Origin of the sequence: Vibrio sp. ZOR0018, assembly GCF_963865925.1 — a bacterium.
Lineage (GTDB): Bacteria > Pseudomonadota > Gammaproteobacteria > Enterobacterales > Vibrionaceae > Vibrio > Vibrio anguillarum.
Genome location: NZ_CAWMCN010000123.1, coordinates 116,559 through 141,153 on the forward strand (window position 1 = coordinate 116,559; position 24,595 = coordinate 141,153).

Sequence of the window (24,595 nt, forward strand, 5' to 3'; positions counted from 1 at the left end):
TTCATGGATATTTTACTGCTGTTTGTTATGGTCATCGGCTTTATGCTAGTCGGTGTACCCATTGCTATCTCGCTCGGATTATCCAGCGTTCTGTTCCTACTTTGGCACTCCGATACTTCTTTAGCGTCAGTGGCTCAAACCTTGTTTAACGCTTTTGAAGGCCATTACACTTTGCTTGCGATTCCATTTTTTATTTTGGCTTCCAGCTTTATGTCAACCGGAGGTGTGGCAAAACGCATTATCCGTTTCGCTATCGCTATGGTGGGTTGGTTTCGGGGAGGGCTGGCGATTGCTTCGGTAGTGGCCTGTATGATGTTTGCAGCGCTGTCAGGTTCTTCACCGGCGACAGTGGTGGCGATCGGCAGTATTGTTATTGCTGGAATGGTCAAAAATGGCTACAGCAAAGAGTTTGCTGCGGGGGTTATTTGTAATGCTGGTACATTGGGCATCTTGATCCCACCTTCGATTGTAATGGTCGTGTACGCCGCTGCCACTGATGTATCGGTAGGGCGCATGTTTTTAGGCGGTGTGATCCCCGGTTTATTAGCGGGTTTGATGCTGATTGTTGCTATCTACATTTTTGCACGAATTAAAAACCTGCCGAAACAACCTTTTGTGGGTTGGAAAGAAGCGATCTTCGCCGCCAAAGATGCCAGCTGGGGTTTGTTGCTGGTGGTGATCATTCTCGGCGGGATTTACGGTGGTATCTTTACGCCAACCGAAGCGGCTGCGGTGGCAGCGGTATACTCTTTCTTGATTGCCAATTTTGTTTACAAAGATATGGGGCCGTTCGCCGACAAAGAAAATACCAAACCTGCCTTGGTCAAAATCGTGCAAGCCTTTTTCCATAAAGATACGCAAGCGACTTTGTTTGACGCTGGTAAACTGACCATCATGCTGCTGTTTATCATCGCCAATGCATTGATATTGAAACATGTTCTGACCGAAGAGCGCATTCCGCAAATTATTGCTGAATCGATGCTTTCCGCCGGTCTCGGGCCTATAACATTTTTGATTGTAGTCAACATATTACTGCTACTTGGTGGTCAGTTTATGGAGCCATCAGGGCTGCTGATCATTGTTGCTCCATTGGTCTTCCCCATCGCCATCGCACTCGGTATTGACCCCATTCACCTTGGGATCATGATGGTGGTGAACATGGAAATAGGGATGATCACACCGCCCGTCGGGTTAAACTTGTTTGTCACCGCAGGGGTTGCCAAAATGTCGATGATGAATGTGGTGAAAGCGGCGCTACCGTGGGTGGCGATTATGTTCCTATTTTTGATGATTGTGACCTACGTGCCTTGGATTTCCACTTGGTTACCAACCACCTTAATGGGGCCGGAAATCATCACTAAGTAACCAAAATGCTGACCTGAAATTTCTATGGCTGCGGCATGTTATTAGAGCTCTATATTTTATAGAGCTCTTTGTCTAATCCGTAACGCTGCATTTTGTCGTACAACGTTTTACGCGGTACGTTGAGCCTTTCCATTGTTTCATTGATACGCCCACCACACTCAATCAATGCTTGTTCAATCACTGATTTTTCAAATTCGGCCACTTGTTCGACTAAATGGGTGGGTAACTTTTGTGATGGCTCGCTGTCGCCTAACTGAGCCAGTTTCCCCAATAGCACATAGCGCTCTGCGGCGTTGCGTAGTTCGCGCACGTTTCCCGGCCAGTCATGGCTGATTAAGCGCTGCATTTCAGGTTGAGAGAGTGCGGTTGCCGCTTTACCGTAACGAGCCGCGGCCACTAACAAAAAGTGATGGAAAAGGGCCGGAATATCCTCTTTACGTTGGCGAAGTGGTGGAATATCTAATGTGACAATGTTTAAGCGATAGTAGAGATCTTGACGAAAGGTTCCTGCTTGAGCTGCTTGCTTTAAATCGACTTTTGTTGCGGCGATGACTCGAATATCCAGAGGAATCAAGGTATTGGACCCAACTCGTTCAATGACTCTTTCTTGCAATACGCGTAATAAACGAATTTGTGCCTGCATCGGCATTGATTCAATCTCGTCCAGAAATAAGGTGCCGCCTTGTGCGTGTTCAAATTTACCAATGCGTTTGGTTTCAGCGCCAGTAAAGGCGCCTTTTTCATGGCCGTAAAGTTCACTTTCTATCAAATTTTCAGGCACTGCGCCGCAGTTCAGTGCGACGAAATTGAGCTCGCGGCGAGAACTCTGCTCATGTAACGATCGAGCAACCAGCTCTTTTCCTGTACCAGTTTCGCCAAACAGTAGAATATCAGCCTGAGTGTCGGCGACATGAGTGATGGTGTCCCTTAACGCTTGGATGTTGCCAGTATTACCGATAATGCGTGGTCCAAGAGTTTGGCTCGCTTTTAAGCTGCGTTTTAGCTGCTGATTTTCTAACGTTAAGTGGCGTTTTTCTATCGCGCGGTGGATGGTTTCTATCAAGCGTTCAGTAGCAAAAGGTTTTTCGATAAAATCGTATGCGCCATCGTGCATCGCTTGTACGGCCATCGAAATATCGCCATGTCCTGTGATCAAAATAACAGGGACCTCAGCATCTTGATGATGAATCGAGTTGAGTAAGCTCTGGCCACTGAGGCCAGGTAAGCAAATATCGCTCACCACCACAAGAGGCAGCCCGTCGGCTTTGGCCGCCAGTAAGGCTTCTTCCGCACTGGAAAATAACCGCGCTGTGAGGTCGGCGAGCTCGAAACTTTGCGCAATGGCGATACGGATATCCGCCTCATCATCGATAAAAAATACATCACACATTGGTTGTCCTTAACTGCTTTTTATCTTTAAACCATACTTTGTCTGTAAATCACGCGCTTGGCGTAACGATCGGTAGAGAGACTGAAAATCGCGCCCCACACTGCGGTGAACTGGCCATCGTTAACTCACCGTCCATGCTTTGTATTATCTGCTGTGAAATCGACAAGCCTAAGCCTAAGCCATTTTTTTTCGTGGTGAAAAACGGTTCGAAAAGATGGGCTATTTTTTCTTGTGTAATTCCCGGGCCGTTATCATCAATATGGATCAACACTTGAGAGGCCTTGCACTCAGTGCTCAAACGAACACATTTTTGATGTTGTTCCTCAAGGGCCTGCATCGCGTTGGTTAGCAAGTTAATCAAGACTTGTTCTAGTTGGATTGGATTGACACGCACCCAAAGATCCATCGCGGGTAATTCCATTTCAAACTGAATCAAATTCGATTTAAATTGCGGTTGCATCAACTCTTTTGTCGACAAAATAATCGGTAATAATTGCGCGTTCACTTTCTCATCGGTGTTACTTTTTCGCGCAAACGATTTGAGCTGTTCACTGATTTTAGCCATGCGTTCGGTGAGCGCTGAAATGCGAGTCAAGTTGTCATCGGTCCGTTCCGGCTTACCATTGGCTAAAAAACGCCGCCCATTGTCGGCAAAACTGCGGATAGCGGCCAGTGGATTATTCAGCTCGTGACTAATACTGGCGGACATTTGCCCAAGCACAGCCAGTTTCGCTGCTTGAATCAATTCATCTTGAGTTTGGCGTAACATGCTCTCTGTTTTACTTCGCTCCGCAATTTCCGCGTGCAGTGCAGAGGTTCGCTCCATCACCAGAAACTCTAATTTTTGTTTTGCTTCAGACTGTAACTGTTCGATTTGGCGCTGTTTAAGTTGGCGGTGATGAACCAGTAATAGCCCTAAGTAGACGATGGCAAACAGCATGCTGTTGATCAGAGTAAATCCAAAGCTATCCCAGAAAATGTTTATTTTGGGCGATAAAACCCGAATGTTTAGCCCGATACTGGGCAGCGGTTTGGTTGAAACGATGAAATCGCCTTTAATCCAAGTTTGATAAGGATTTTCCCATTCGGCAACGGATGCGCTGAAATCGCCGATCAATCCGAGTGAGCGAATGGAGGTATCAAGATATTGGCGGCTATTTTGAACCGCAATTCGATCGCTCTCGCTCAGCATGGCAACACTTTTAAACAGCCACTCCGGTTGGCTGGACATGAAAATAATGTTGTTGCTGTCGGTGGCGACAAAATAGCTTTGTTTGCTCTGCCAGTTTTCCTCAATCGCGGAAAGATCCATTTTCACTACCACTACGCCAATGACATCCGCGGCATAAACGATAGGGTAGGAGTAGTAATATCCTCGTTGCCCCGATGTTGATCCTAACGCAAAATATTGGCTCTCTTGTCCAGTTATGGCCGTTTTAAAGTAAGGCCGCCAAGCGAAGTTTCGGCCAATAAATGAATGAGTGAGGTGCCAGTTACTTGCTGCGATCGTGTTGCCATATTGGTCGATGAGGTAGGTGTCAGCGGCTTGAATCACTTCATTGACCTGTTCTAAATAGCGATTAGTGATTTCAATTTGGGCGCTATTGCTGGGGCTGTGTAAAGCGTCAATGAGTTCTTTATCTTTGGCTAGCAATCTTGGGATATGTGCATATTTATCAAGTTTTGTGGTGATGTGGCTAGAGAATCGCTCTAGCTGAGCTTGATGTTCAATCAATAAACTTTGGTAGTTGTGCCGCCAAACAAAATGCGCCCCAGCCGCGGTAGACAAAAGGAATAACGTTACAAAAATAAGGTTTACTCGGCGAATATGTAGCATCCTTTCTCCATGTTCAGCGGCGCGACAAGGGCAGTTCTTTTGCGAGAGATATCCATTTTTGCAAGTGATAATGCTCCCAGCATTGACTCATAATTCTACTGGTTTTCCTTTGGGTGATGTTTAAAAAGAGCGCAATTGTGGGGTGCAAAACAGGAGCAAGATCTCTTTTTACGCTTTTGGGGTAAAAAAAGCCTCGATTCCCTTGAAAAAGCCTTTATTGTCCCCATTTCAAAACTGTGCTTTTTCACGTTGGTGGAATTTTTAGCACTTAGAAAGCAATTTAGGGTACGGAATCATCTCTCTGCGGTGATTGGCTCGACAGCACTGATTCTGGTCGGTAGAATGTCGCGTCTAAATTTTCTGTCCTGAGACTAATCAGAGATACCTTTTGTGATGCATTAGAGTCTCTAAAGATATCGCTTATTAGTCCAATATTGGGTCTTTTGGCCAATGTTGATGCTGGTTTTAATATAAGTGTTCGGATAGAGCACAACACAAGGATGCAGCCAAGCACAAGGCATCGCCTAAGTTGCGGCTCATATTGCTCAGAAATACTGGGCCAGTTTTGAGGTTTATAAATAATGCAAGTTACTGTTGAAACGCTAGAAGGCCTAGAGCGCCGTCTGAATATTACTGTTCCTGCTGCTAACATCGAAGATGCAGTTACAAAAGAGCTACGCAATATCGCTAAGAATCGTCGTTTCGATGGTTTCCGCAAAGGCAAAGTGCCTTTGAAAATGGTTGCGCAAATGTACGGTAAAGCGGTACGTCAAGACGTCATGGGCGAAGTGATGCAACGCCACTTCATTGAAGCTATCGTAAAAGAGAAAATCAACCCAGCAGGCGCACCAACATTCGCACCAGTTTCTATCGAAGAAGGCCAAGACCTTGTTTTCAATGCAACTTTTGAAGTATATCCAGAAGTTGAGTTAAAAGGTCTAGAAAACATCACTGTTGAAAAACCAGCGGTTGAAGTGAAGGAAGAAGACGTTGCTGAGATGCTAGAAACGTTACGCAAGCAACAAGCAACGTGGAAAGAAGTAGACGCAGCTGCGGAAGCGGGTTCGCGCGCGACGATCGATTTCGTTGGTTCTATTGATGGCGTTGAGTTTGAAGGCGGTAAAGCTGAAAACTTCCCTCTAGAAATGGGTGCAGGTCGCATGATCCCTGGTTTTGAAGACGGTATCGTTGGCAAAACCAAAGGTATGGAATTTGAAATCGACGTTAACTTCCCTGAAGATTACCACGCGGAAAATCTAAAAGGTAAAGCGGCGAAATTCGCAATTAAAATCAACAAAGTTGAAGTGCGTGAATTACCAGAGTTAAACGACGAGTTCGTTGCCAAATTTGGTGTGGCTGAAGGCGGTGTTGAAGCGCTGAAAGCTGAAGTTCGCAAAAATATGGAACGTGAACTTAAGCAAGCAGTAAAAAACCGCATTAAAGAGCAAGCGATTGAAGGTCTAGTAAAAGAGAACGATATCAATGTTCCTTCTGCACTGATCGATCAAGAGATCGACGTACTGCGTCAACAAGCTGCGCAACGCTTTGGCGGTAACCCAGAAGCGGCCGCTCAACTACCACGTGAATTGTTCGAAGAACAAGCAAAACGTCGCGTAGTGGTTGGCCTACTTCTTGGTGAAGTGATCAAGTCTGAAGAGCTAAAAGCTGACGAAGATAAAGTGAAAGCATTGATCGAAGAGATGGCAACAGCGTACGAAGATCCAGCTGAAGTAATGGCATACTATTCTCAAAATCAGCAAATGATGAACAACATGCGTAACCTTGCTCTAGAAGAGCAAGCAATCGACGCGATCATTGCTAAAGCACAGGTTTCTGAAAAGGCTGTTAGCTTCAATGAGCTAATGAACCAGCAACCTGCTTAATAAGCAATATGTAGCGTAGGTGGTTGACTACAGGTTAACTATTCTGCTAACAATGGTCCGTGTGATACCCATCATTCGGGCCATTTATTTTAGGGACATAACAATATGAGCTACCAAGAAAAAAACGCAATGTCGCCAATTTTTGACGCGCTAGTACCCATGGTGGTTGAGCAGACTTCCCGCGGTGAGCGCTCATACGATATTTATTCTCGCCTACTCAAAGAACGAGTGATTTTCTTAACGGGTCAAGTTGAAGATCACATGGCTAACCTTGTTGTAGCGCAGCTGTTGTTTTTAGAATCGGAAAACCCTGATAAAGATATTTTCCTCTACATCAACTCGCCAGGAGGCAGTGTGACTGCTGGTATGTCAATTTATGACACCATGCAGTTCATCAAGCCGAATGTTAGCACTGTTTGTATGGGCCAAGCTTGTTCAATGGGAGCATTCCTATTGGCTGGTGGCGCTCCGGGGAAACGTTATGTGTTACCTAACTCACGCGTGATGATTCATCAGCCGTTAGGTGGTTTCCAAGGCCAAGCTTCGGATATCCAGATCCATGCTCAAGAGATCCTTACCATCAAGCAAAAACTCAACAAATTGCTTGCTGAGCATACAGGCCAACCGCTTGAAGTTATCGAGCGTGATACCGACCGTGATAACTTTATGTCTGCTGACCAAGCTGTGGAATACGGTTTAGTCGATGCAGTCTTGCGTCACCGTGGCGAATAACAGTTCTCAGAATTGTTTAACGCATTTTGGCGTAATTTGAGTTACACTCAGACGATTAAAAGTAAAGGCTAAGAGGTTAGCGAATGACAGACAAAAGCAAAGAGAGCGGTAGTAGTAAACTGTTGTATTGCTCTTTCTGTGGCAAAAGCCAGCACGAAGTTCGCAAGCTGATCGCCGGTCCTTCTGTTTACATCTGTGATGAATGCGTTGATTTATGTAACGACATCATTCGTGAAGAGATTAAGGATGTTCTGCCAAAAAAGGAATCTGAGGCGTTACCTACGCCGCATAAGATCCGTGAACATCTTGATGACTATGTGATTGGCCAGGAACATGCAAAAAAAGTGCTCGCAGTGGCCGTATATAATCACTACAAGCGTTTACGAAACGGTGATAAAACGAGCGATGGGGTTGAGTTAGGTAAGAGTAATATTCTTCTTATTGGCCCAACAGGTAGTGGTAAAACACTGCTTGCAGAAACATTAGCTCGTTTCCTAGACGTACCTTTCACAATGGCAGACGCCACCACATTAACTGAAGCAGGTTATGTCGGCGAAGATGTTGAAAATATCATCCAAAAGCTGCTGCAAAAATGTGATTATGACGTTGCAAAAGCGGAACGTGGTATCGTCTACATCGATGAAATTGATAAGATTTCTCGTAAAGCAGAAAATCCTTCAATTACCCGAGATGTCTCAGGTGAAGGGGTTCAGCAAGCGCTGTTGAAATTGGTGGAAGGCACTATCGCTTCGGTTCCACCGCAAGGTGGCCGTAAGCATCCACAACAAGAGTTTTTACAGGTAGACACATCCAAAATCCTCTTTATCTGTGGTGGTGCATTTGCGGGCCTAGATAAAGTGATTGAACAACGTGTTGCGACAGGTTCAGGTATTGGCTTTGGTGCGGAAGTTCGCTCTAAAGATGAAACCAAAACTATCGGTGAGTTGTTCAATCAAGTAGAGCCTGAAGATTTGGTAAAATATGGGTTGATCCCTGAATTTATCGGTCGTCTTCCCGTAACGGCTACCTTGACAGAGCTGGATGAAGAAGCACTGATTCAAATCCTGTGTGAGCCGAAAAACGCGCTGACGAAACAGTACGCAGCCTTGTTTGAGTTAGAGAACGTTGACCTAGAGTTTCGTGAAGACGCATTGCGCGCCATTGCAAAAAAAGCAATGAACCGCAAAACGGGCGCACGTGGTTTACGCTCTATATTGGAAGGCGTACTACTCGAAACCATGTATGAACTGCCATCGGTAAACGATGTCAGCAAAGTGGTTATCGATGAATCAGTCATTAATGGTGAATCACAACCGCTACTAATTTACAGCGGAAATGAGAGCCAAGCGGCTGGCGCAGAGTAAATCTCAATCAGAAATATTTAAAGGAGGTAGCAAATACCTCCTTTTTTTTATTCTGTTATTGAATCCAGTGAGTTAGCCCCCATATACTCGGTAATCAGTTGAAGCGGAAGAGAGAATAATATGAACTTGGAACGTTCCGAGCGTATCGAGATCCCCGTACTACCTCTACGTGACGTGGTGGTTTATCCTCACATGGTCATTCCTTTGTTTGTTGGCAGAGAAAAATCCATCCAATGCCTTGAAGCGGCGATGGATAACAACAAGCAAGTGTTACTTGTGGCACAAAAGCAAGCGGAAACCGACGAACCGAAAATTGAAGATCTTTTTGAAGTCGGGACAGTTGCAACGATTTTACAACTTCTGAAATTACCTGACGGTACCGTGAAAGTGTTGGTTGAAGGCCAACAGCGAGCGAAAATTGATCGCTTCATCGAGCGTGAATTTTTCTCCGCAGAAGCGCAGTATCTTGTCACTCCTGAGTTGGATGATAAAGAGCAGGAAGTCGTCGTTCGCAGCGCAATCAACCAATTTGATGGTTTTATCAAACTCAATAAGAAAATCCCGCCTGAAGTATTAACGTCGTTAAATGGGATTGATGAAGCAGCGCGTTTGGCTGATACCATCGCCGCTCACATGCCATTGAAATTGATTGAAAAACAAAAAGTTCTCGAAATTGTTGATGTCAGTGAACGTTTGGAATTTTTAATGGGACAAATGGAAGCGGAGATCGACCTATTACAGGTTGAAAAACGCATTCGTGGTCGTGTTAAAAAGCAGATGGAAAAATCTCAGCGTGAGTATTACCTCAACGAGCAGATGAAAGCGATTCAGAAAGAATTAGGTGAGATGGATGACGCACCTGATGAATTTGAAATGCTGAAGAAGAAGATTGACGATTCCAAAATGCCGCAGGAAGCGCGCCAAAAAACGGAACAAGAGCTGCAGAAATTGAAGATGATGTCTCCAATGTCTGCAGAAGCAACCGTTGTGCGTAGCTATATTGATTGGATGGTCAATGTTCCTTGGGCAAAACGTTCAAAAGTTAAGAAAGATTTGGCAAAAGCTGAAGAGATTTTAAATGCCGATCACTACGGTTTAGATCGTGTCAAAGAGCGTATTTTAGAATATCTCGCGGTACAAAGTCGTATCAACAAGCTGAAAGGGCCAATTTTGTGTCTTGTTGGTCCCCCGGGCGTTGGTAAAACGTCTCTTGGCCGCTCGATAGCGGCGGCAACAGGTCGACAATATACCCGTATGGCGTTAGGTGGAGTGCGTGATGAAGCAGAAATTCGTGGTCACCGCCGTACTTACATCGGTTCTCTTCCGGGTAAGTTGATTCAAAAAATGGCGAAAGTTGGTGTGAAAAACCCACTGTTCCTGCTTGATGAAATCGACAAAATGTCTTCAGATATGCGTGGTGACCCATCTTCCGCATTGTTGGAGGTGCTTGACCCTGAACAAAATAGCACCTTTAACGATCACTATTTAGAAGTGGACTATGACTTGTCTGATGTCATGTTTGTTGCGACATCAAACTCAATGAACATCCCAGGTCCGCTGCTTGACCGTATGGAAGTTATCCGCCTTTCCGGATATACAGAAGACGAAAAGCTGAATATTGCTAAACGCCATCTAGTGACTAAGCAAGTTGAGCGGAATGGTTTGAAGCCTCATGAAATTGTTATCGAAGATTCAGCCATTATTGGTATTATCCGTTATTACACACGTGAGGCGGGCGTACGAAGCTTAGAGCGAGAGATTTCAAAAATTTGCCGTAAAGCGGTGAAGAAAATCTTGTTGAATAAAGACATAAAAACCGTGGTAGCCAACCAAGAGAATTTAAAAGAGTTTCTAGGTGTGCAACGTTGTGATTTTGGCAAAGCCGACGACAGTAACCAAATTGGCCAAGTTACGGGTTTAGCATGGACAGAAGTAGGCGGTGATTTGCTGACTATTGAAACCGAATCAATGCCTGGCAAAGGCAAGTTGACGCAAACTGGTTCTCTGGGCGAGGTGATGCAAGAATCCATTCAAGCTGCGATGACTGTGGTTCGCGCACGCGCCGAGAAATTAGGGATTAACGCTGATTTCTATGAAAAGCGTGACATTCACGTTCACGTGCCAGAAGGCGCAACACCAAAAGATGGCCCAAGCGCGGGTATTGCTATGTGTACGGCGCTTGTCTCTAGCTTGACGGGTAATCCCGTGAAAGCGGAAGTCGCGATGACGGGTGAGATAACGTTGCGTGGTGAAGTATTACCTATCGGCGGTTTGAAAGAAAAACTGCTCGCAGCACATCGTGGTGGTATCACCACCGTATTGATCCCAAAAGAGAATGAGCGTGATTTGGAAGAGATCCCTGCAAATGTGATTGCTGATCTAAAAGTCATTCCCGTTCAATGGATTGATGAAGTTTTGAAGATCGCACTTGAACGAGACCCTTCTGGGGTTGAATTTGAAGCTAAAAAATAGTGATGTGCAGCAAAAATAAGTAAAAGATCACGCTGATAGGCTTAAAAAGGCTTGTCAGCGTTTTTTTTGGGCGCTAACGTAAGCCCCTATAGCTTGCAGCCCAGATGTAATAAGGCTTCAAGCTAGTTTGGGAACTTAATGGAACGAAAAGTCACCGTTAAAAAATAATAATGGGTGACGCAAAGGGGAATCACAGTGAATAAAACACAATTAGTAGAAAAAATCGCAGAAAACGCTGACATCTCTAAAGCATCGGCAGGCCGTGCTCTTGATGCATTCATCGAAGCCGTTAGTGGCACTCTTCAATCTGGCGATCAAGTAGCGCTTGTTGGCTTTGGTACATTTAGCGTTCGCACTCGTGCAGCGCGCACGGGTCGTAACCCTAAAACGGGTGAAGAGATCCAAATCGCAGAAGCAAAAGTACCTGCTTTCAAAGCAGGCAAAGCGCTTAAAGACGCTTGCAACTAATCAAAATCGTTATTTTTTGCGGCTTAAGCGCAAAATTAATTCGAACCTTTTGAAATTATGCGCATCCTACTGATGCGCATTTCTTTTTCTGATATTATCGCGCTATTCAATTTTTAGGCTGAAGTGTGAAGCTTCTTATCCGGAGAGCAGTTAGATTATGATGGATCGATTACGCGAAGGCGTGAACAGCATCGCGGTGAAAATTATTCTAGGAATGATTATCTTATCATTCGTATTCGCAGGTGTCGGTAGCTACTTGGTCAGCGGTGGCAGTAATGCTGCGGCTAAAGTTGGCAATAGTGAGATTGGCCGTGGTGAATTTGAACAAGCGTACCAGAACGAGCGCAATCGCATGCAATCCCAATTAGGGGATTATTTTGCTAACTTGCTCGCTGATCCTCAGTATGTCGAGTCATTTCGTAAGTCAGTGCTTGATCGTATGGTTAACGATTTATTGTTGGAGCAGCATGCACAATCACTAGGTTTACGAGTGAGCGATGATCAGGTTCGTAAAATGATTTTAGACATGCCTCAATTCCAGACTGGCGGTAAGTTTGACCAAGAAATCTATCAAGCGGCTCTTCGCCGTGCAGGTTTCTCTGCTGAAAGCTTTGCAGAATATCTACGTCGTGATCTTATCCGTAACCAGTTACTTAGTGCTATCCAAGGTAGTGAATTTACGTTGCAGGGTGAGGTTAATCAGCAAAGTAAACTGATCTCTCAAACCCGTGATATCCGTGCGCTCACATTGTCACTCAGCGACTTTGCTAAAAATGTTGAGTTGAGTGATGAAGAAATTACTCAATATTATCAACAAAATGCAGAGCGCTATACCCGTCCAGAGCAGGTTAAAGTGGCTTATATCGAGCTTTCTGCCCAACAATTGAAAGACCAAATTGTAGTGTCTGATGAACAGGCCGAGCAGTACTACCAAGAGCATTTAGACAAATACTCCACTCAAGCACAGCGTAAAGTAAGCCATATTTTGGTTCAAGGTGATGATAAAACTAAAGCGCAGGCGATTCTCGATGAACTGAATGCTGGCGCTGATTTCGCGACTTTAGCGAAAGAAAAATCAGAAGACGTAGGAAGCGCAGAAGAGGGTGGTTCGCTAGGTTGGATTGAACATGATGTGATGGACCCAGCTTTTGAACAAGCAGCCTTTGCTATCGAACAGATAGGGGATATCACAGGGTTGGTCAAATCTGAATTTGGCTATCACATTATCCGTCTTGATGATGTTAAAGCCCCTATCGCACAGCCCTACGCACAGGTTGCCTCTGAAATCAAAGCTGAAATGGTAGACCAAAAGGCCGCTGATCAGTTTTATGAGTTGCAGACCAAGCTAGAAAAAGTGGCATTTGAATCACCTGACTCTCTGGATGAAGCAGCAAACGCTATCTCAGCTAAGATTCAGAAAACCGATTTTATTGCTCAGCAAGATGCGCCTGAAATTCTTAAAAACCCAGCTGTTCTTCAAGCTATTCTAAGCCCAGAGGTAAAAGAAGATAGGCTCAATTCTGAGGTATTAGAAGTTGCCCCAGAACACGTTATCGTTGTTCGTGTTGATGATGCTCGGGAACAAATGGTTCTTCCTTTGGCTGAAGTGAAAGAGCAAGTGGTTGCTCAGCTTTCTAAAGTTAAAGGCGAACAACAAGCGATTGAGTTAGCCACAAAATTGATTGATACCCTAAAGAAAGGTGACCAATCCTTATTGGAACAGCGTGGGTTAAAATTTGCTGAGTTGGAAATGATTGATCGTAGCTCTCCATTGGCGAGTACGGTGTTTTCTCTCCCTAAACCCGCTACAGATAGTGTGGTTTACGGTCAAGCGAAAGCAATGAACGGTGATATTGTTCTTGTTGAACTACATAAGGTTGAGGCTAAAGTCACACCTCAGTACAACGATCAAATTACGGCTCAGTTAGAGCGCATCGGTAGCCAACGTGATTTGGCTGCGATACTTACAACTTTGCGTAAAAATACAGACATTGAATATTATGTTGTGAGCCAATAAAGGCTAGTAATGTAATTGATATGAAACTCAAAATGGGCTGCTTATGCAGCCCATTTCAATTTCTACCTTTTTGATTCCCTCTCATTTCCAAGCTCAATTAATATTGGTACCCATTAATAAACAAGGAAATGTTCATATGAAATTGAAAACAAAACTCGGGTTGTTACTTCTAAGTATCGTATTGCCTCTTTCACCGACATTAGCAGAAGAAAAGGTGGTAGAAACGCACCAAGGCATTGAAATTACGGTTAATATAAATCAGGCTTCCGCTGAGGAAATTGCTACTTTGTTGAAAGGTATTGGACTTAAAAAAGCACAAGCGATTGTTGAATATCGTCAACAAAATGGCGATTTTAAAACCAAAGAAGATCTGAGCTTGGTGAAAGGCATTGGTGCCGCTACTGTCAGGCAAAACGCTGAGCGTATCATTTTATAAAAGTCTCTATCAAAAGCGTCGCCCTCAAAGCGACGCTTGTATCACTGTGAAATTTCAGTCATATCACCATTCCTTCCTAGCGCCTGTAACGGATAAGCACTATAATTTGTCGCCGACAAAAGCGAGCAAGCAAGCCGCATAAAAACTAAGTGGAGTAAATCATGTCCTCTCACACTCCGGTAATTACCGTAGATGGACCAAGTGGTGCAGGTAAAGGCACTCTTTGTATGTTGTTGGCTAAGAAATTAGGCTTTCATTTGCTCGATTCTGGAGCTATTTACCGCGTTCTTGCATTGGCGGCGATTCACCACGGTGTGGATACGGAGTCGGAAGAAGCGCTTGTTCCTCTGGCGACACATTTAGATGTCCAATTTATCGCAGAAGGCGACTTGGTTAGAGTGATTCTTGAAGGTGAGGACGTATCGAAAGAATTGCGCAAAGAAGAGACAGGAATGGCGGCATCAAAAGTAGCGGCATTGCCTAGAGTTCGTGAGGCATTATTACGTCGCCAACGAGCCTTTGCGAAAGGGCAGGGACTGGTTGCTGATGGACGTGATATGGGCACAGTTGTGTTTCCTCAAGCAGAAGTGAAAATATTCCTCGATGCCAGTGCGCAAGAGCGAGCCCAACGTCGCTTTAAGCAGTTGCAACTCAAAGGGCTAGATGTTAAATTTGACGCCCTTTTAAGCGAGATCCAAGAGCGTGACGACCGAGATCGTAACCGCCCAGTGGCCCCATTACGCCCTGCAGAGGATGCGCTATTGCTTGACTCAACCTCAATGTCTATCGACGAAGTTGTAGAAGAAGCATTACAATACGTAGAATCTAAGCTGGCAGAATAGTTCTGCTAGGTAAGAGCGTCGGTCGCAAGGATGATGACTGGCGAATTTAATAACCCCATGCGGTAGGATACCCATGGAAGTTTAATTATTGAAGATTAAATAAATGACTGAATCTTTTGCTCAACTCTTTGAAGAGTTTTTAAACGAAACACAATTTCAACAAGGTACAATCGTTAAAGGTACTGTAGTCGCTATCGAGAATGGTTTCGTTCTTGTTGACGCTGGTCTTAAGTCTGAGTCTGCTATCCCTGCTGAACAGTTCAAGAACGCTGCTGGCGAACTTGAAGTTGAAGTTGGTTCTGAAGTAGACGTTGCTCTAGACGCTGTTGAAGATGGTTTCGGTGAAACTCAACTTTCTCGTGAGAAAGCTAAGCGTCATGAAGCTTGGATCGTTCTTGAGAAAGCTTACGAAGAAGCTGAAACTGTTATTGGTATTATCAATGGTAAAGTTAAAGGTGGCTTCACTGTTGAACTAAACGGTATCCGTGCTTTCCTTCCAGGCTCTCTTGTTGACGTGCGTCCTATCCGTGACACTACTCACCTAGAAAACAAAGAGCTAGAGTTCAAAGTTATCAAACTAGACCAGAAACGTAACAACGTTGTTGTTTCTCGTCGTGCTGTTATCGAATCAGAAAGCAGCGTTGAACGTGACGAACTTCTTGAAACTCTACAAGAAGGCACTGAAGTTAAAGGTATCGTTAAGAACCTTACTGACTACGGCGCATTCGTTGACCTTGGTGGTGTTGATGGTCTTCTACATATCACAGATATGGCTTGGAAACGCGTTAAACACCCATCAGAAATCGTTAACGTTGGTGACGAAATCCTAGTTAAAGTTCTTAAGTTTGATCGTGATCGTACTCGCGTATCACTAGGTCTTAAGCAACTTGGCGAAGATCCATGGGTAGCTATCGCTAAGCGTTACCCTGAAGGTCATAAACTATCTGGCCGTGTAACAAATCTAACTGACTACGGCTGCTTCGTTGAAATCGAAGAAGGCGTTGAAGGTCTAGTACACGTTTCTGAAATGGATTGGACTAACAAGAACATCCACCCATCTAAAGTTGTTAATGTTGGCGACGAAGTTGAGGTTATGGTTCTTGATATCGACGAAGAGCGTCGTCGTATCTCTCTAGGTCTTAAACAGTGTAAAGCTAACCCATGGCAGTCATTCGCTGAAGCGCAAGCTAAAGGCGACAAAGTTACTGGTAAGATCAAGTCTATCACTGACTTCGGTATCTTCATCGGTCTAGACGGCGGCATCGACGGTCTAGTTCACCTATCTGACATCTCTTGGAACGTTCCTGGAGAAGAAGCGGTACGTGATTACAAGAAAGGCGATGAAATCTCTGCAGTTGTTCTAGCAGTAGATGCAGAGCGTGAGCGTATTTCTCTTGGCGTTAAGCAAATGGAAAACGACCCGTTCAACGCATATGTTGCTGATAACAAAAAAGGTACTCTAGTTAACGGTACTGTTACTGCAGTTGACGCGAAAGGTGCTACAATTGAACTTGTAGACGGCGTTGAAGGTTACATCCGTGCTTCTGAAGCATCTCGTGACCGTATTGAAGATGCGTCTCTAGTCCTAAGCGTTGGTGACAGCGTTGAAGCGAAATTTACTGGTGTAGACCGTAAAAACCGCGTAATCAACCTATCTATCAAAGCTAAAGATGAAGCTGATGAGCAAGAAGCAATGGCTACACTGAACAAAGCTGATGAAGGTGCGTTTGGTAATGCTATGGCTGATGCATTCAAGGCTGCTAAAGGCGAATAATCTAACTCGCTAAAAGGGGCCGTAAGGCTCCTTTTTTTTCAGTTAGTGCCTACTTTGATAAGTAATGAGGGAAACTATGACTAAGTCTGAATTGATAGAAAGACTCTGTGCTGAGAAAACGCACCTATCTGCTAAAGAAATTGAAGACGCTGTGAAAGATATTCTTGAACATATGGCATCAACTTTAGAAAGCGGAGAGCGAATCGAAATTCGCGGATTTGGTAGTTTCTCTTTGCACTATCGTGAGCCTAGAGTAGGTCGTAATCCTAAAACCGGTGATAAAGTGGTGTTGGATGGCAAATTCGTCCCTCATTTCAAGCCAGGTAAAGAGTTACGTGAGCGAGTTAATGAGAATATCTAAAGCGATTTAGAGAGTATTCTAAAAAACGGCATACAGTTTAAGTATGCCGTTTTTTTAAGAAAGGAATCCATAATAGACGTGGTTTGTAAGGCCATTTTCCTGCATAATCAGACCAGATCAATACTGGATAGGTAGTGGCATATGAAAATTATAAAAATCGTTCTAATTCTTGCACTTTTTTTGATTGCTTTAGCATTAGGGGCTCAAAATCAAGCAGTTGTGACATTTAACTATTTGATCGCTCAAGGCGAATTTCACCTGTCTACTTTACTTGGCACTGTCTTTGTCTCTGGTTTTTTACTTGCTTGTTTGCTTGGCAGTAGCTTCTACTTCAAGTCTCAGTTGCAAGTTAGAAAGTTGAATAAGCAACTGAAAAAGCAAACAGCAGAGAATAGCTCTGTAACAAGTAAAGCGTAGTGAAATAAAGGCTGACTTGATGTTAGAAATTCTCTTCTTGCTATTACCTATTGCCGCCGCCTACGGCTGGTATATGGGAAATCGCAGTGCTCAGCAAGATAAGCAGAAACACTCTCACCAAATTTCTCGTCAGTATGTGACGGGTCTTAACTTACTGCTTTCTGATCAATCAGATAAGGCCGTTGACCATTTTATCGAGCTACTCCAAGTAGACAATGAAACGATTGATACCCACTTAGCGCTGGGCAACTTATTCCGTTCAAGAGGAGAGGTTGATCGTGCTATCCGCATCCATCAAAATCTCATATCTCGTTCAAGTCTTACTATTGACCAAAAAAATCTCGCCTTACAACAATTAGCAAAAGATTATATGGTGGCAGGCTTTCTCGACCGCGCTGAAAAAATATTTGAACAACTGATTGAAGAGCCCGAACACAAAGAAGCGGCGTTGCAACAATTGGTTTCTATTTACCAACAGACTCGAGAGTGGCATAAAGCTATCGATTACGCTTATGCGTTGGTAAAATTAGGCAGAAAAAGGATGCACAGTGTTATAGCCCATTTTTGGTGTGAACTTGCAATGCAAGAGAAGGCTGAAGGACGCGATAGCAAAGCGATTCAATATCTTAAAAAAGCGCTGTCTGAAGATTCGAAGTGTGTACGCGCAACGATCTCTTTAGGTAAGCTGTATCTTGAAAATGATGACTACCGTCATACAATCCAGTATATGCAAATGGTCTTGGAGCAGGACATTGATTTTATCGGCGAGGTATTGCCTACGCTTGCTGAATGCTATCACCATATTGGGAAAGAGGGTGAACTTGTTGAGTTTTTACGCGAGTGCATTATCAATGAAGCTGGAGTGTCAGCTGAACTGATGCTCGCACAGTTGGTGGCACAACATGATGGTGCTGGAGCTGCACAGGAACTTTTGACACGGCAATTGGTTAAAAATCCGACCATGAAGGGCTTCTACCGTTTAATTGACTACCATCTCATCGAAGCAGAGGAAGGTCGAGCGAAAGAGAGCTTGTCGACCTTGCAAAAATTGGTAGGTGAGCAACTAAAAGTAAAACCTCACTACCGATGCAGAAAGTGTGGTTTCTCAACCCATTCTCTCTACTGGCACTGCCCATCATGTAAGAATTGGGGTTCAATTAAACCTATCCGTGGTTTGGATGGTGAATAGAGTTCATGTACTGGAGTTACTGATCGACTCGAAAACTGCAGCTTATGAAAGCTGCATTTTTTTAGCTTAATTATTTTAGGAGTGAAAATGAAAGACCAGAGAGTAATTGTCGCGTTGGATTATGAGCAACAAGCGGAAGCGTTAGCTTTTGTTGATAAAATTGACCCCAACAGCTGTCGATTAAAAGTGGGTAAGGAGATGTTTACCCTGTTTGGTCCCGATTTTGTGCGTGAGCTACACAAAAGAGGTTTTTCGGTATTCTTAGACCTAAAGTTTCATGATATTCCCAACACGTGCTCTAAAGCCGTACGTGCGGCGGCTGAGCTTGGCGTATGGATGGTGAATGTTCATGCCAGTGGTGGGGAGAGAATGATGTCGGCGTCTCGCCAGATTCTTGAACCTTATGGTAACGATAGACCACTACTTATTGCTGTCACAGTACTAACCAGTATGGAACAACCTGATCTTCGTGGTATTGGCATCGATGTTGCGCCTAAAGAGCATGTAATGCGTCTGGCTAGCCTAACTCAAAATGCAGGGTTAGATGGAGTGGTATGCTCAGCTCAAGAAGCGCACATGCTTAAGAGCCATCTTGGTCAAGAGTTTAAATTAGTTACGCCAGGGATTCGTCCTATTGGTTCTGAAACAGGAGACCAAAGACGTATTATGACTCCGAGTGAGGCCATAAAAGCTGGTTCAGATTATCTAGTCATCGGTCGCCCAATTACTCAGGCAACAAGACCGGATGAAGTCCTAAAAGCGATAAATGATACGTTAATTTAAATTAATGTTTTCTTTACGTTGTTGTATGAAAAAGGTCGCTTATGCGACCTTAAAAATACTTCCTAATCAAAAATAATGGGCTACCATTTTTTCTTTTCACCAAACAGTGCTTCCATATCACTATTTCTCTCGTTATCTTCAATTTGTTGAAGATCCGTTGCACTTTTTGTTTGGCGTCGTTTTTCTAAGTCATCATACATTGACTGAAGTTTTTCACGAGCTTGATTGGAATAAGCATCATTTTTTGAGCTCAGAACATCGATCCCTTTACGCAATAGCTGAATCGCAGTTCCGGGTTGCCCACGAACGATCGAATCATTTGCCCGCTTAACAACATTTTCAATGTTGATTCGAATTTGTATTGTTTCTAGACGCGCATTTTCAGCGACGTAAGATTGTGTTTCAAAACGTCCTTTATTGTGCTCACTACGAATCGTGTCTCTTAAACGTTTCACTAGTTTAAGCATAATCAAAGCTTGTTTATCGCTGGTGGGTACTTTAAACGTTGTACTATCACCACCTGGGTGGTTTTCTTGTAAATGCTTAATTTGCCCTTTCATATGCTCAATGCGTTGTGCCAACTGCTTATTTTTCGGGTCAAGCTCATACATACTAAGTAGGGCATCAAGGATACGGGTATTTAAACACACTAAGAGTTCTTTACTAAACGGCATGTGGTGTGCGTTGCCGATAAGGTCTTCTGTCGCATCAATAATGGCGATATATCGAGTCGACTCCTGCTTTTTAGCTGACTCGACCTTTACTTTGTATTGAAGCATGATGTTATAGCCAAGGACTAACACCAGCAAAACTGCTACAAGAGCAATGATTAAACCTATATTCATATAATCCGTATCTTTATTAGAATTCAGTGGCTAGCAATTAAGAATACACGATCCTTAGTTATCACTACACCTTCAAATTGACTATTTTTATTATTCCTGTTTTGACCCCTAAAAACTGCCTTTTATTGCTTAGATTGGGCGATAGTTGGCAAAAATTTAGTCAGCTACGCAAAATACTTACTTTTTTCTTCGCTCTTGAATCATCAAGCTTTGAATTGAGAGTGTTAAGCGTTATAACTAATAATTATAAACTATGATTGAAAGATCTGGATCTTTGATAATGGATTACGGGGCCAATAATGAAGTTACAGCAGTTAAAATATATTGTTGAAGTGGTTAATCACAACCTGAATGTCTCAGCAACTGCGGAAAGCCTTTATACCTCTCAGCCAGGCATTAGTAAACAGGTTCGTTTACTCGAAGATGAATTGGGTATTCAAATTTTTGAGCGTAGCGGTAAGCACCTGACACAAGTCACGGGTGCAGGTGAAGATATTATTCGTATCTCACAAGAGATCCTTTCACGTGTGGAAAGCATTAAGGCCGTGGCAGGGGAGCATACGCACCCTGAGATGGGTACGCTGAATATTTCAACGACTCATACACAAGCTCGCTACGCGTTACCTGATGTAATCAAAGGATTCACTGCGCGTTATCCGAAAGTGTCGCTACACATGCACCAAGGCACTCCAAGTCAGATGTCGGAAGCGGTTGCAAAAGGCACCGCTAATTTTGCGATAGCAACAGAAGCGCTTCATCTGTACCAAGATGCCATCATGCTACCTTGTTATCATTGGAACCGTTCTATTGTTGTGCCTAAAGATCATGCTCTTGCAAAAAAAGAACGGGTAACGATTGAGGATTTAGCCGCGTATCCATTGGTCACTTACGTGTTTGGTTTTACTGGTCGTTCAGAGTTAGACACTGCATTTAATCGCGTAGGGTTAACGCCGCGAGTTGTCTTCACCGCCACCGATGCGGATGTGATAAAAACTTATGTCCGAATGGGAATTGGGGTGGGTGTTATCGCAAGTATGGCGATAGATAAATCACGCGACACCGATCTTATCGCGATTGATGCCAGCCATCTTTTTGGTGCGAGCACGACTAGCATTGGGTTTCGCCGAGGTACATTCCTGCGCTCTTATATGTTTGACTTTATGGAACGTTTCGCGCCTCATCTTACTCGCCCTGTCGTCGAACGGGCTACCTCGTTAAAATCGAATATCGAAATAGAAGAGATGTTTAAAGACATTGAATTGCCAGTTCGTTAAGCAAATTTTGATCATTTAAAACGAAACACTTCCTAATTAAACCATCACCTCCTAGAATTGGCCTTTCTAGGGGGGATGTATGCGCGCGCTTTTCAAACATATCGATGCTTTTTTAATTGAAAATCAACGTTTTTGGCGATTTGAGCCCTTTCATCATAGTGGCTTAGACAGTTCACCTTGGAAACATTCAGACCATAGGCTGGATCAGTGGTTGCAAACGCTATCTTTGGACAGTATCGATAGCTTAAAGTCATCGCCGCAAGCGCTCATTGAGCAACTTCATCCGTATATCGAGGGGTTAAAAGAAGCGGATATCATGATTAGGCTTCAAGATGCCCCTCGTAATACTCAGCAAGCACTCAGCCCTTACTTAGAGCAGGGGATCCCTGGCAGAAAGCTAGAACAAATTCGTTTAATGAGCGAATCACTCCTCTCTAGGCATTCAGGAACGGAATGGCTAGAGTGGTGCGCGGGTAAAGGCTTTTTAGGTCGAATTATCGCAGCACAGTCAAAACAAAAAGTCACTAGTTTTGAATATCAGTTGCAGCTCTGTCATGCAGGACAAGCTTGCGCCGATGAACATGATCTTCCGATGCAATTTATTCAAGGGGACGCTTTTGAGCCGCAAGCGTTTGGCGTTTTCAATACCAATCAGCATGCCGTCGCTTTACATGCCTGTGGTGATCTCCATGTTCGCCTACTCGAATATTCTGTTGCTCATCGCTTGCCTGCGATTACGTTTTCACCATGTTGCTACCATTTAATCAAAGCCGATAGCTACCAACCCATGTCCAGCTACGGTCGTACTTCTTCTCTTGCCTTGTCCAAAGAAGAGCTGCGTATTCCGCTGCAAGAAACCGTTACGGGGGGAGAGCGGGTTCGCCGTCATCGTTTGCAAGAAATGACGTTTCGTTTGGGTTTTGATTTGTTGCTAAGATCTGAGCTTGGGCACCATCAATATTGCCCAATTCCGAGCCTCAAAAAATCACAACTAGCCGAAGGATTTTTAGCTTTTTGTTATTGGGCGGCGGCACAAAAAGGCATCGCATTACCAGAAGTGGATTGGCCTGCTTATGAACGTAAAGGCGAGCAGCGTTTTTGGCAGATGGAAAGGATAGGCTTAGTGCAACAGGCATTTCGCCGCATGATTGAGCTTTGGTTGGTATTGGATAAGGCACTTTATCTTCAAGAGCAAGGCTATGAGGTGCAGATTGAGCAGTTTTGCGCTAGGAAAGTAACGCCACGCAATATATTGGTTCACGCTTTTAAAAAATGAAAGCCAAGCGCATGATGCACTTGGCTAAGAATTGAGAGCTTTACCGCAAATTGTTATCGTTAGTTAAACAGAGCGATAGCTTCAGATGGCTCAAGATATTCAAGGTTGAAACTCTCGGCGACCTCTTTACAGGTGACTTTGCCGTGTATCACGTTTAAACCTTCTAGGAATCCTTTATCCTCTAATAATGCACGTTGATAACCTTTATTGGCCAGTTTAACAATATAAGGCAACGTAGCGTTATTCAAGGCGAAAGTTGATGTGCGAGCCACAGCGCCTGGCATGTTTGCGACGCAGTAATGAACGACGTCATCAACGATATAGGTCGGGTCATCATGAGTGGTAGCATGTGAGGTTTCAAAGCAGCCGCCTTGGTCAATTGCCACATCAACGACCGCAGAGCCAGGTTTCATTCTAGAAATCAGATCTTTAGTTACGAGTTTAGGAGCTGCTGCTCCGGGGATCAGTACTGCGCCTATTACTAAATCGGCTTCGAGGACGTATTTTTCAATCGCATCCTTTGTTGAATACACGACTTTAGCGTGACCTTGGAATTCTTCATCGAGTTTACGCAGCATATCAACACTTCGGTCGAGAATCGTCACATCAGCACGCATTCCGACGGCAATTCTGGCTGCGTTGGCACCGACGACACCGCCACCAATCACCACCACTTTTGCTGGTGCGACTCCGGGTACACCACCCAGTAACAAACCACAGCCCGCGTGTGATTTTTCTAAACACTGCGCACCTGATTGAATAGACATTCGACCAGCGACTTCAGACATTGGTGCTAATAGTGGCAAGCGACCCATATTATCTGTTACAGTCTCGTAGGCTATACAGACAGCTTTGCTCTTGATTAGCTCCTCAGTTTGTGGAAAATCTGGAGCTAGATGTAAATAGGTAAATAAAATTTGGCCTTCGCGGAGCATTGCTCGTTCAGCAGCCTGAGGTTCTTTGACCTTAACAATCATTTCTGCTTTCGCAAAAATGTTAGAAGCAGTAGGAAGAATGGATGCGCCTACAGCGATGTAATCATCGTCTGAAAAGCCGATGCCGGAACCGGCATTTGTTTCAACATAAACTTGGTGACCGTGTGAGACAAGTTCGCGCACGCTTGCGGGAATCATGCCCACACGATATTCGTGGTTTTTGATTTCTTTAGGAACTCCAATGATCATCCTGACTCCTTAGGTTTTTTTGGTTGTTATAACTATATGTAGGGTTGTTGTTTCGAATTTGTGACTAGTATAGATGTGAATGTGTAAAATTTGATACTGAATATTAAAAAGTTGTAGTATATATTTTTGCAAGGAAGTAATAAGGTGGAATAAAAAATGGCAGACAACTATAAAAGGCCGTCCAAGGATTTAGACCGTATCGATCGCAATATTTTGAATGAATTGCAGAAAGATGGTCGTATTTCGAATGTAGAATTATCAAAACGAGTGGGTTTATCTCCAACCCCCTGTTTAGAGCGTGTACGTCGTTTAGAGCGTCAAGGTTTCATTACCGGTTATACCGCGTTGTTGAATCCACAATATCTTGATGCTTCGCTGTTGGTATTTGTGGAAATTACATTGAATCGCGGTGCACCTGATGTATTTGAACAGTTTAATACTGCGGTTCAAAAACTGGATGACATTCAAGAATGCCATCTTGTTTCGGGTGATTTTGACTATCTTCTCAAAACTCGAGTCTCTGACATGGGGGCGTATCGTAAATTGTTGGGTGATACGCTATTGCGTTTGCCCGGAGTCAATGACACTCGCACTTATGTTGTGATGGAAGAAGTGAAGCAAAGTAACCAGTTGGTTATCAAAACTCGATAACGCCAGATTGTCTGAATAGTGGTACTTCTTTCCAC

At 43.9% G+C, this 24,595-nt stretch carries 21 protein-coding genes; 17 read left to right on the plus strand and 4 right to left on the minus strand.

What is annotated here, in order from left to right; all coding sequences use genetic code 11:
* Positions 1-3: 3 nt before the first annotated feature.
* Positions 4-1,365 (plus strand): TRAP transporter large permease, encoded by a 1,362-nt coding sequence (locus AACR75_RS14915; protein ID WP_047690791.1) that lies wholly within the window; start codon positions 4-6, stop codon positions 1,363-1,365.
* 49 nt (positions 1,366-1,414) lie between these two features.
* Here the strand turns inward: AACR75_RS14915 and AACR75_RS14920 are convergent, their stop codons facing one another.
* Both AACR75_RS14920 and AACR75_RS14925 read right to left on the minus strand, forming a co-directional pair.
* Positions 1,415-2,755, minus strand: a complete 1,341-nt coding sequence (locus tag AACR75_RS14920) for a sigma-54-dependent transcriptional regulator (protein ID WP_047690794.1) — start codon at positions 2,753-2,755, stop codon at positions 1,415-1,417.
* A 49-nt stretch (positions 2,756-2,804) separates the two neighbouring features.
* Entirely contained in the window at positions 2,805-4,592 is a 1,788-nt protein-coding gene (locus tag AACR75_RS14925) for a sensor histidine kinase (protein WP_019280840.1), read from the minus strand.
* 581 nt (positions 4,593-5,173) lie between these two features.
* Between AACR75_RS14925 and tig the strand changes: the two genes are divergently transcribed.
* From tig to pyrF, 13 genes are all read left to right on the plus strand, one after another.
* On the plus strand, positions 5,174-6,475 hold the full coding sequence (gene tig / locus AACR75_RS14930; RefSeq protein ID WP_013857186.1) for a trigger factor: 1,302 nt from the start codon (positions 5,174-5,176) through the stop codon (positions 6,473-6,475).
* A 105-nt stretch (positions 6,476-6,580) separates the two neighbouring features.
* Complete coding sequence (clpP, locus tag AACR75_RS14935; RefSeq protein ID WP_010317461.1) at positions 6,581-7,207, plus strand: ATP-dependent Clp endopeptidase proteolytic subunit ClpP; 627 nt, start codon at positions 6,581-6,583, stop codon at positions 7,205-7,207.
* A gap of 83 nt (positions 7,208-7,290) precedes the next feature.
* Entirely contained in the window at positions 7,291-8,571 is a 1,281-nt protein-coding gene (clpX, locus tag AACR75_RS14940; RefSeq protein ID WP_013857185.1) for an ATP-dependent protease ATP-binding subunit ClpX, read from the plus strand.
* A gap of 120 nt (positions 8,572-8,691) precedes the next feature.
* Entirely contained in the window at positions 8,692-11,043 is a 2,352-nt protein-coding gene (gene lon, locus AACR75_RS14945) for an endopeptidase La (RefSeq protein ID WP_013857184.1), read from the plus strand.
* 195 nt (positions 11,044-11,238) lie between these two features.
* Positions 11,239-11,511, plus strand: a complete 273-nt coding sequence (locus AACR75_RS14950; protein ID WP_026027116.1) for an HU family DNA-binding protein — start codon at positions 11,239-11,241, stop codon at positions 11,509-11,511.
* Between the two features lie 157 nt (positions 11,512-11,668).
* On the plus strand, positions 11,669-13,528 hold the full coding sequence (gene ppiD, locus AACR75_RS14955; RefSeq protein ID WP_047690796.1) for a peptidylprolyl isomerase: 1,860 nt from the start codon (positions 11,669-11,671) through the stop codon (positions 13,526-13,528).
* A gap of 136 nt (positions 13,529-13,664) precedes the next feature.
* The gene (locus AACR75_RS14960; RefSeq protein ID WP_017044597.1) at positions 13,665-13,964 is read left to right on the plus strand and encodes a ComEA family DNA-binding protein; all 300 of its coding nucleotides are present in this window, start codon (positions 13,665-13,667) and stop codon (positions 13,962-13,964) included.
* 161 nt (positions 13,965-14,125) lie between these two features.
* Positions 14,126-14,806 (plus strand): (d)CMP kinase, encoded by a 681-nt coding sequence (gene cmk / locus AACR75_RS14965; protein WP_013857180.1) that lies wholly within the window; start codon positions 14,126-14,128, stop codon positions 14,804-14,806.
* 103 nt (positions 14,807-14,909) lie between these two features.
* The gene (gene rpsA, locus AACR75_RS14970) at positions 14,910-16,580 is read left to right on the plus strand and encodes a 30S ribosomal protein S1 (protein ID WP_013857179.1); all 1,671 of its coding nucleotides are present in this window, start codon (positions 14,910-14,912) and stop codon (positions 16,578-16,580) included.
* A 76-nt stretch (positions 16,581-16,656) separates the two neighbouring features.
* Entirely contained in the window at positions 16,657-16,941 is a 285-nt protein-coding gene (gene ihfB / locus AACR75_RS14975; protein WP_010317449.1) for an integration host factor subunit beta, read from the plus strand.
* A 141-nt stretch (positions 16,942-17,082) separates the two neighbouring features.
* A complete protein-coding gene (locus tag AACR75_RS14980) occupies positions 17,083-17,358 on the plus strand; it encodes a LapA family protein (RefSeq protein WP_017044598.1) in 276 nt (91 codons plus the stop codon).
* A 19-nt stretch (positions 17,359-17,377) separates the two neighbouring features.
* Entirely contained in the window at positions 17,378-18,547 is a 1,170-nt protein-coding gene (gene lapB / locus AACR75_RS14985) for a lipopolysaccharide assembly protein LapB (protein ID WP_047690798.1), read from the plus strand.
* 87 nt (positions 18,548-18,634) lie between these two features.
* Entirely contained in the window at positions 18,635-19,330 is a 696-nt protein-coding gene (gene pyrF / locus AACR75_RS14990) for an orotidine-5'-phosphate decarboxylase (protein ID WP_038148378.1), read from the plus strand.
* An 80-nt stretch (positions 19,331-19,410) separates the two neighbouring features.
* On the opposite strand, the gene AACR75_RS14995 is transcribed toward pyrF, so the two are convergent.
* Positions 19,411-20,175: a hypothetical protein gene (locus AACR75_RS14995; RefSeq protein WP_013857174.1), complete on the minus strand. Its 765-nt coding sequence runs from the start codon at positions 20,173-20,175 to the stop codon at positions 19,411-19,413.
* A 299-nt stretch (positions 20,176-20,474) separates the two neighbouring features.
* Between AACR75_RS14995 and cysB the strand changes: the two genes are divergently transcribed.
* Both cysB and AACR75_RS15005 read left to right on the plus strand, forming a co-directional pair.
* Positions 20,475-21,449 (plus strand): HTH-type transcriptional regulator CysB, encoded by a 975-nt coding sequence (cysB, locus tag AACR75_RS15000; RefSeq protein ID WP_010317444.1) that lies wholly within the window; start codon positions 20,475-20,477, stop codon positions 21,447-21,449.
* Positions 21,450-21,528: 79 nt separating this feature from the next.
* Positions 21,529-22,725, plus strand: a complete 1,197-nt coding sequence (locus tag AACR75_RS15005; protein WP_047690800.1) for a methyltransferase — start codon at positions 21,529-21,531, stop codon at positions 22,723-22,725.
* A 59-nt stretch (positions 22,726-22,784) separates the two neighbouring features.
* Here the strand turns inward: AACR75_RS15005 and ald are convergent, their stop codons facing one another.
* Positions 22,785-23,909: an alanine dehydrogenase gene (ald, locus tag AACR75_RS15010; RefSeq protein ID WP_013857172.1), complete on the minus strand. Its 1,125-nt coding sequence runs from the start codon at positions 23,907-23,909 to the stop codon at positions 22,785-22,787.
* Between the two features lie 156 nt (positions 23,910-24,065).
* Between ald and lrp the strand changes: the two genes are divergently transcribed.
* A complete protein-coding gene (gene lrp, locus AACR75_RS15015; protein WP_010317439.1) occupies positions 24,066-24,560 on the plus strand; it encodes a leucine-responsive transcriptional regulator Lrp in 495 nt (164 codons plus the stop codon).
* The last annotated feature ends 35 nt before the right edge of the window (positions 24,561-24,595 follow it).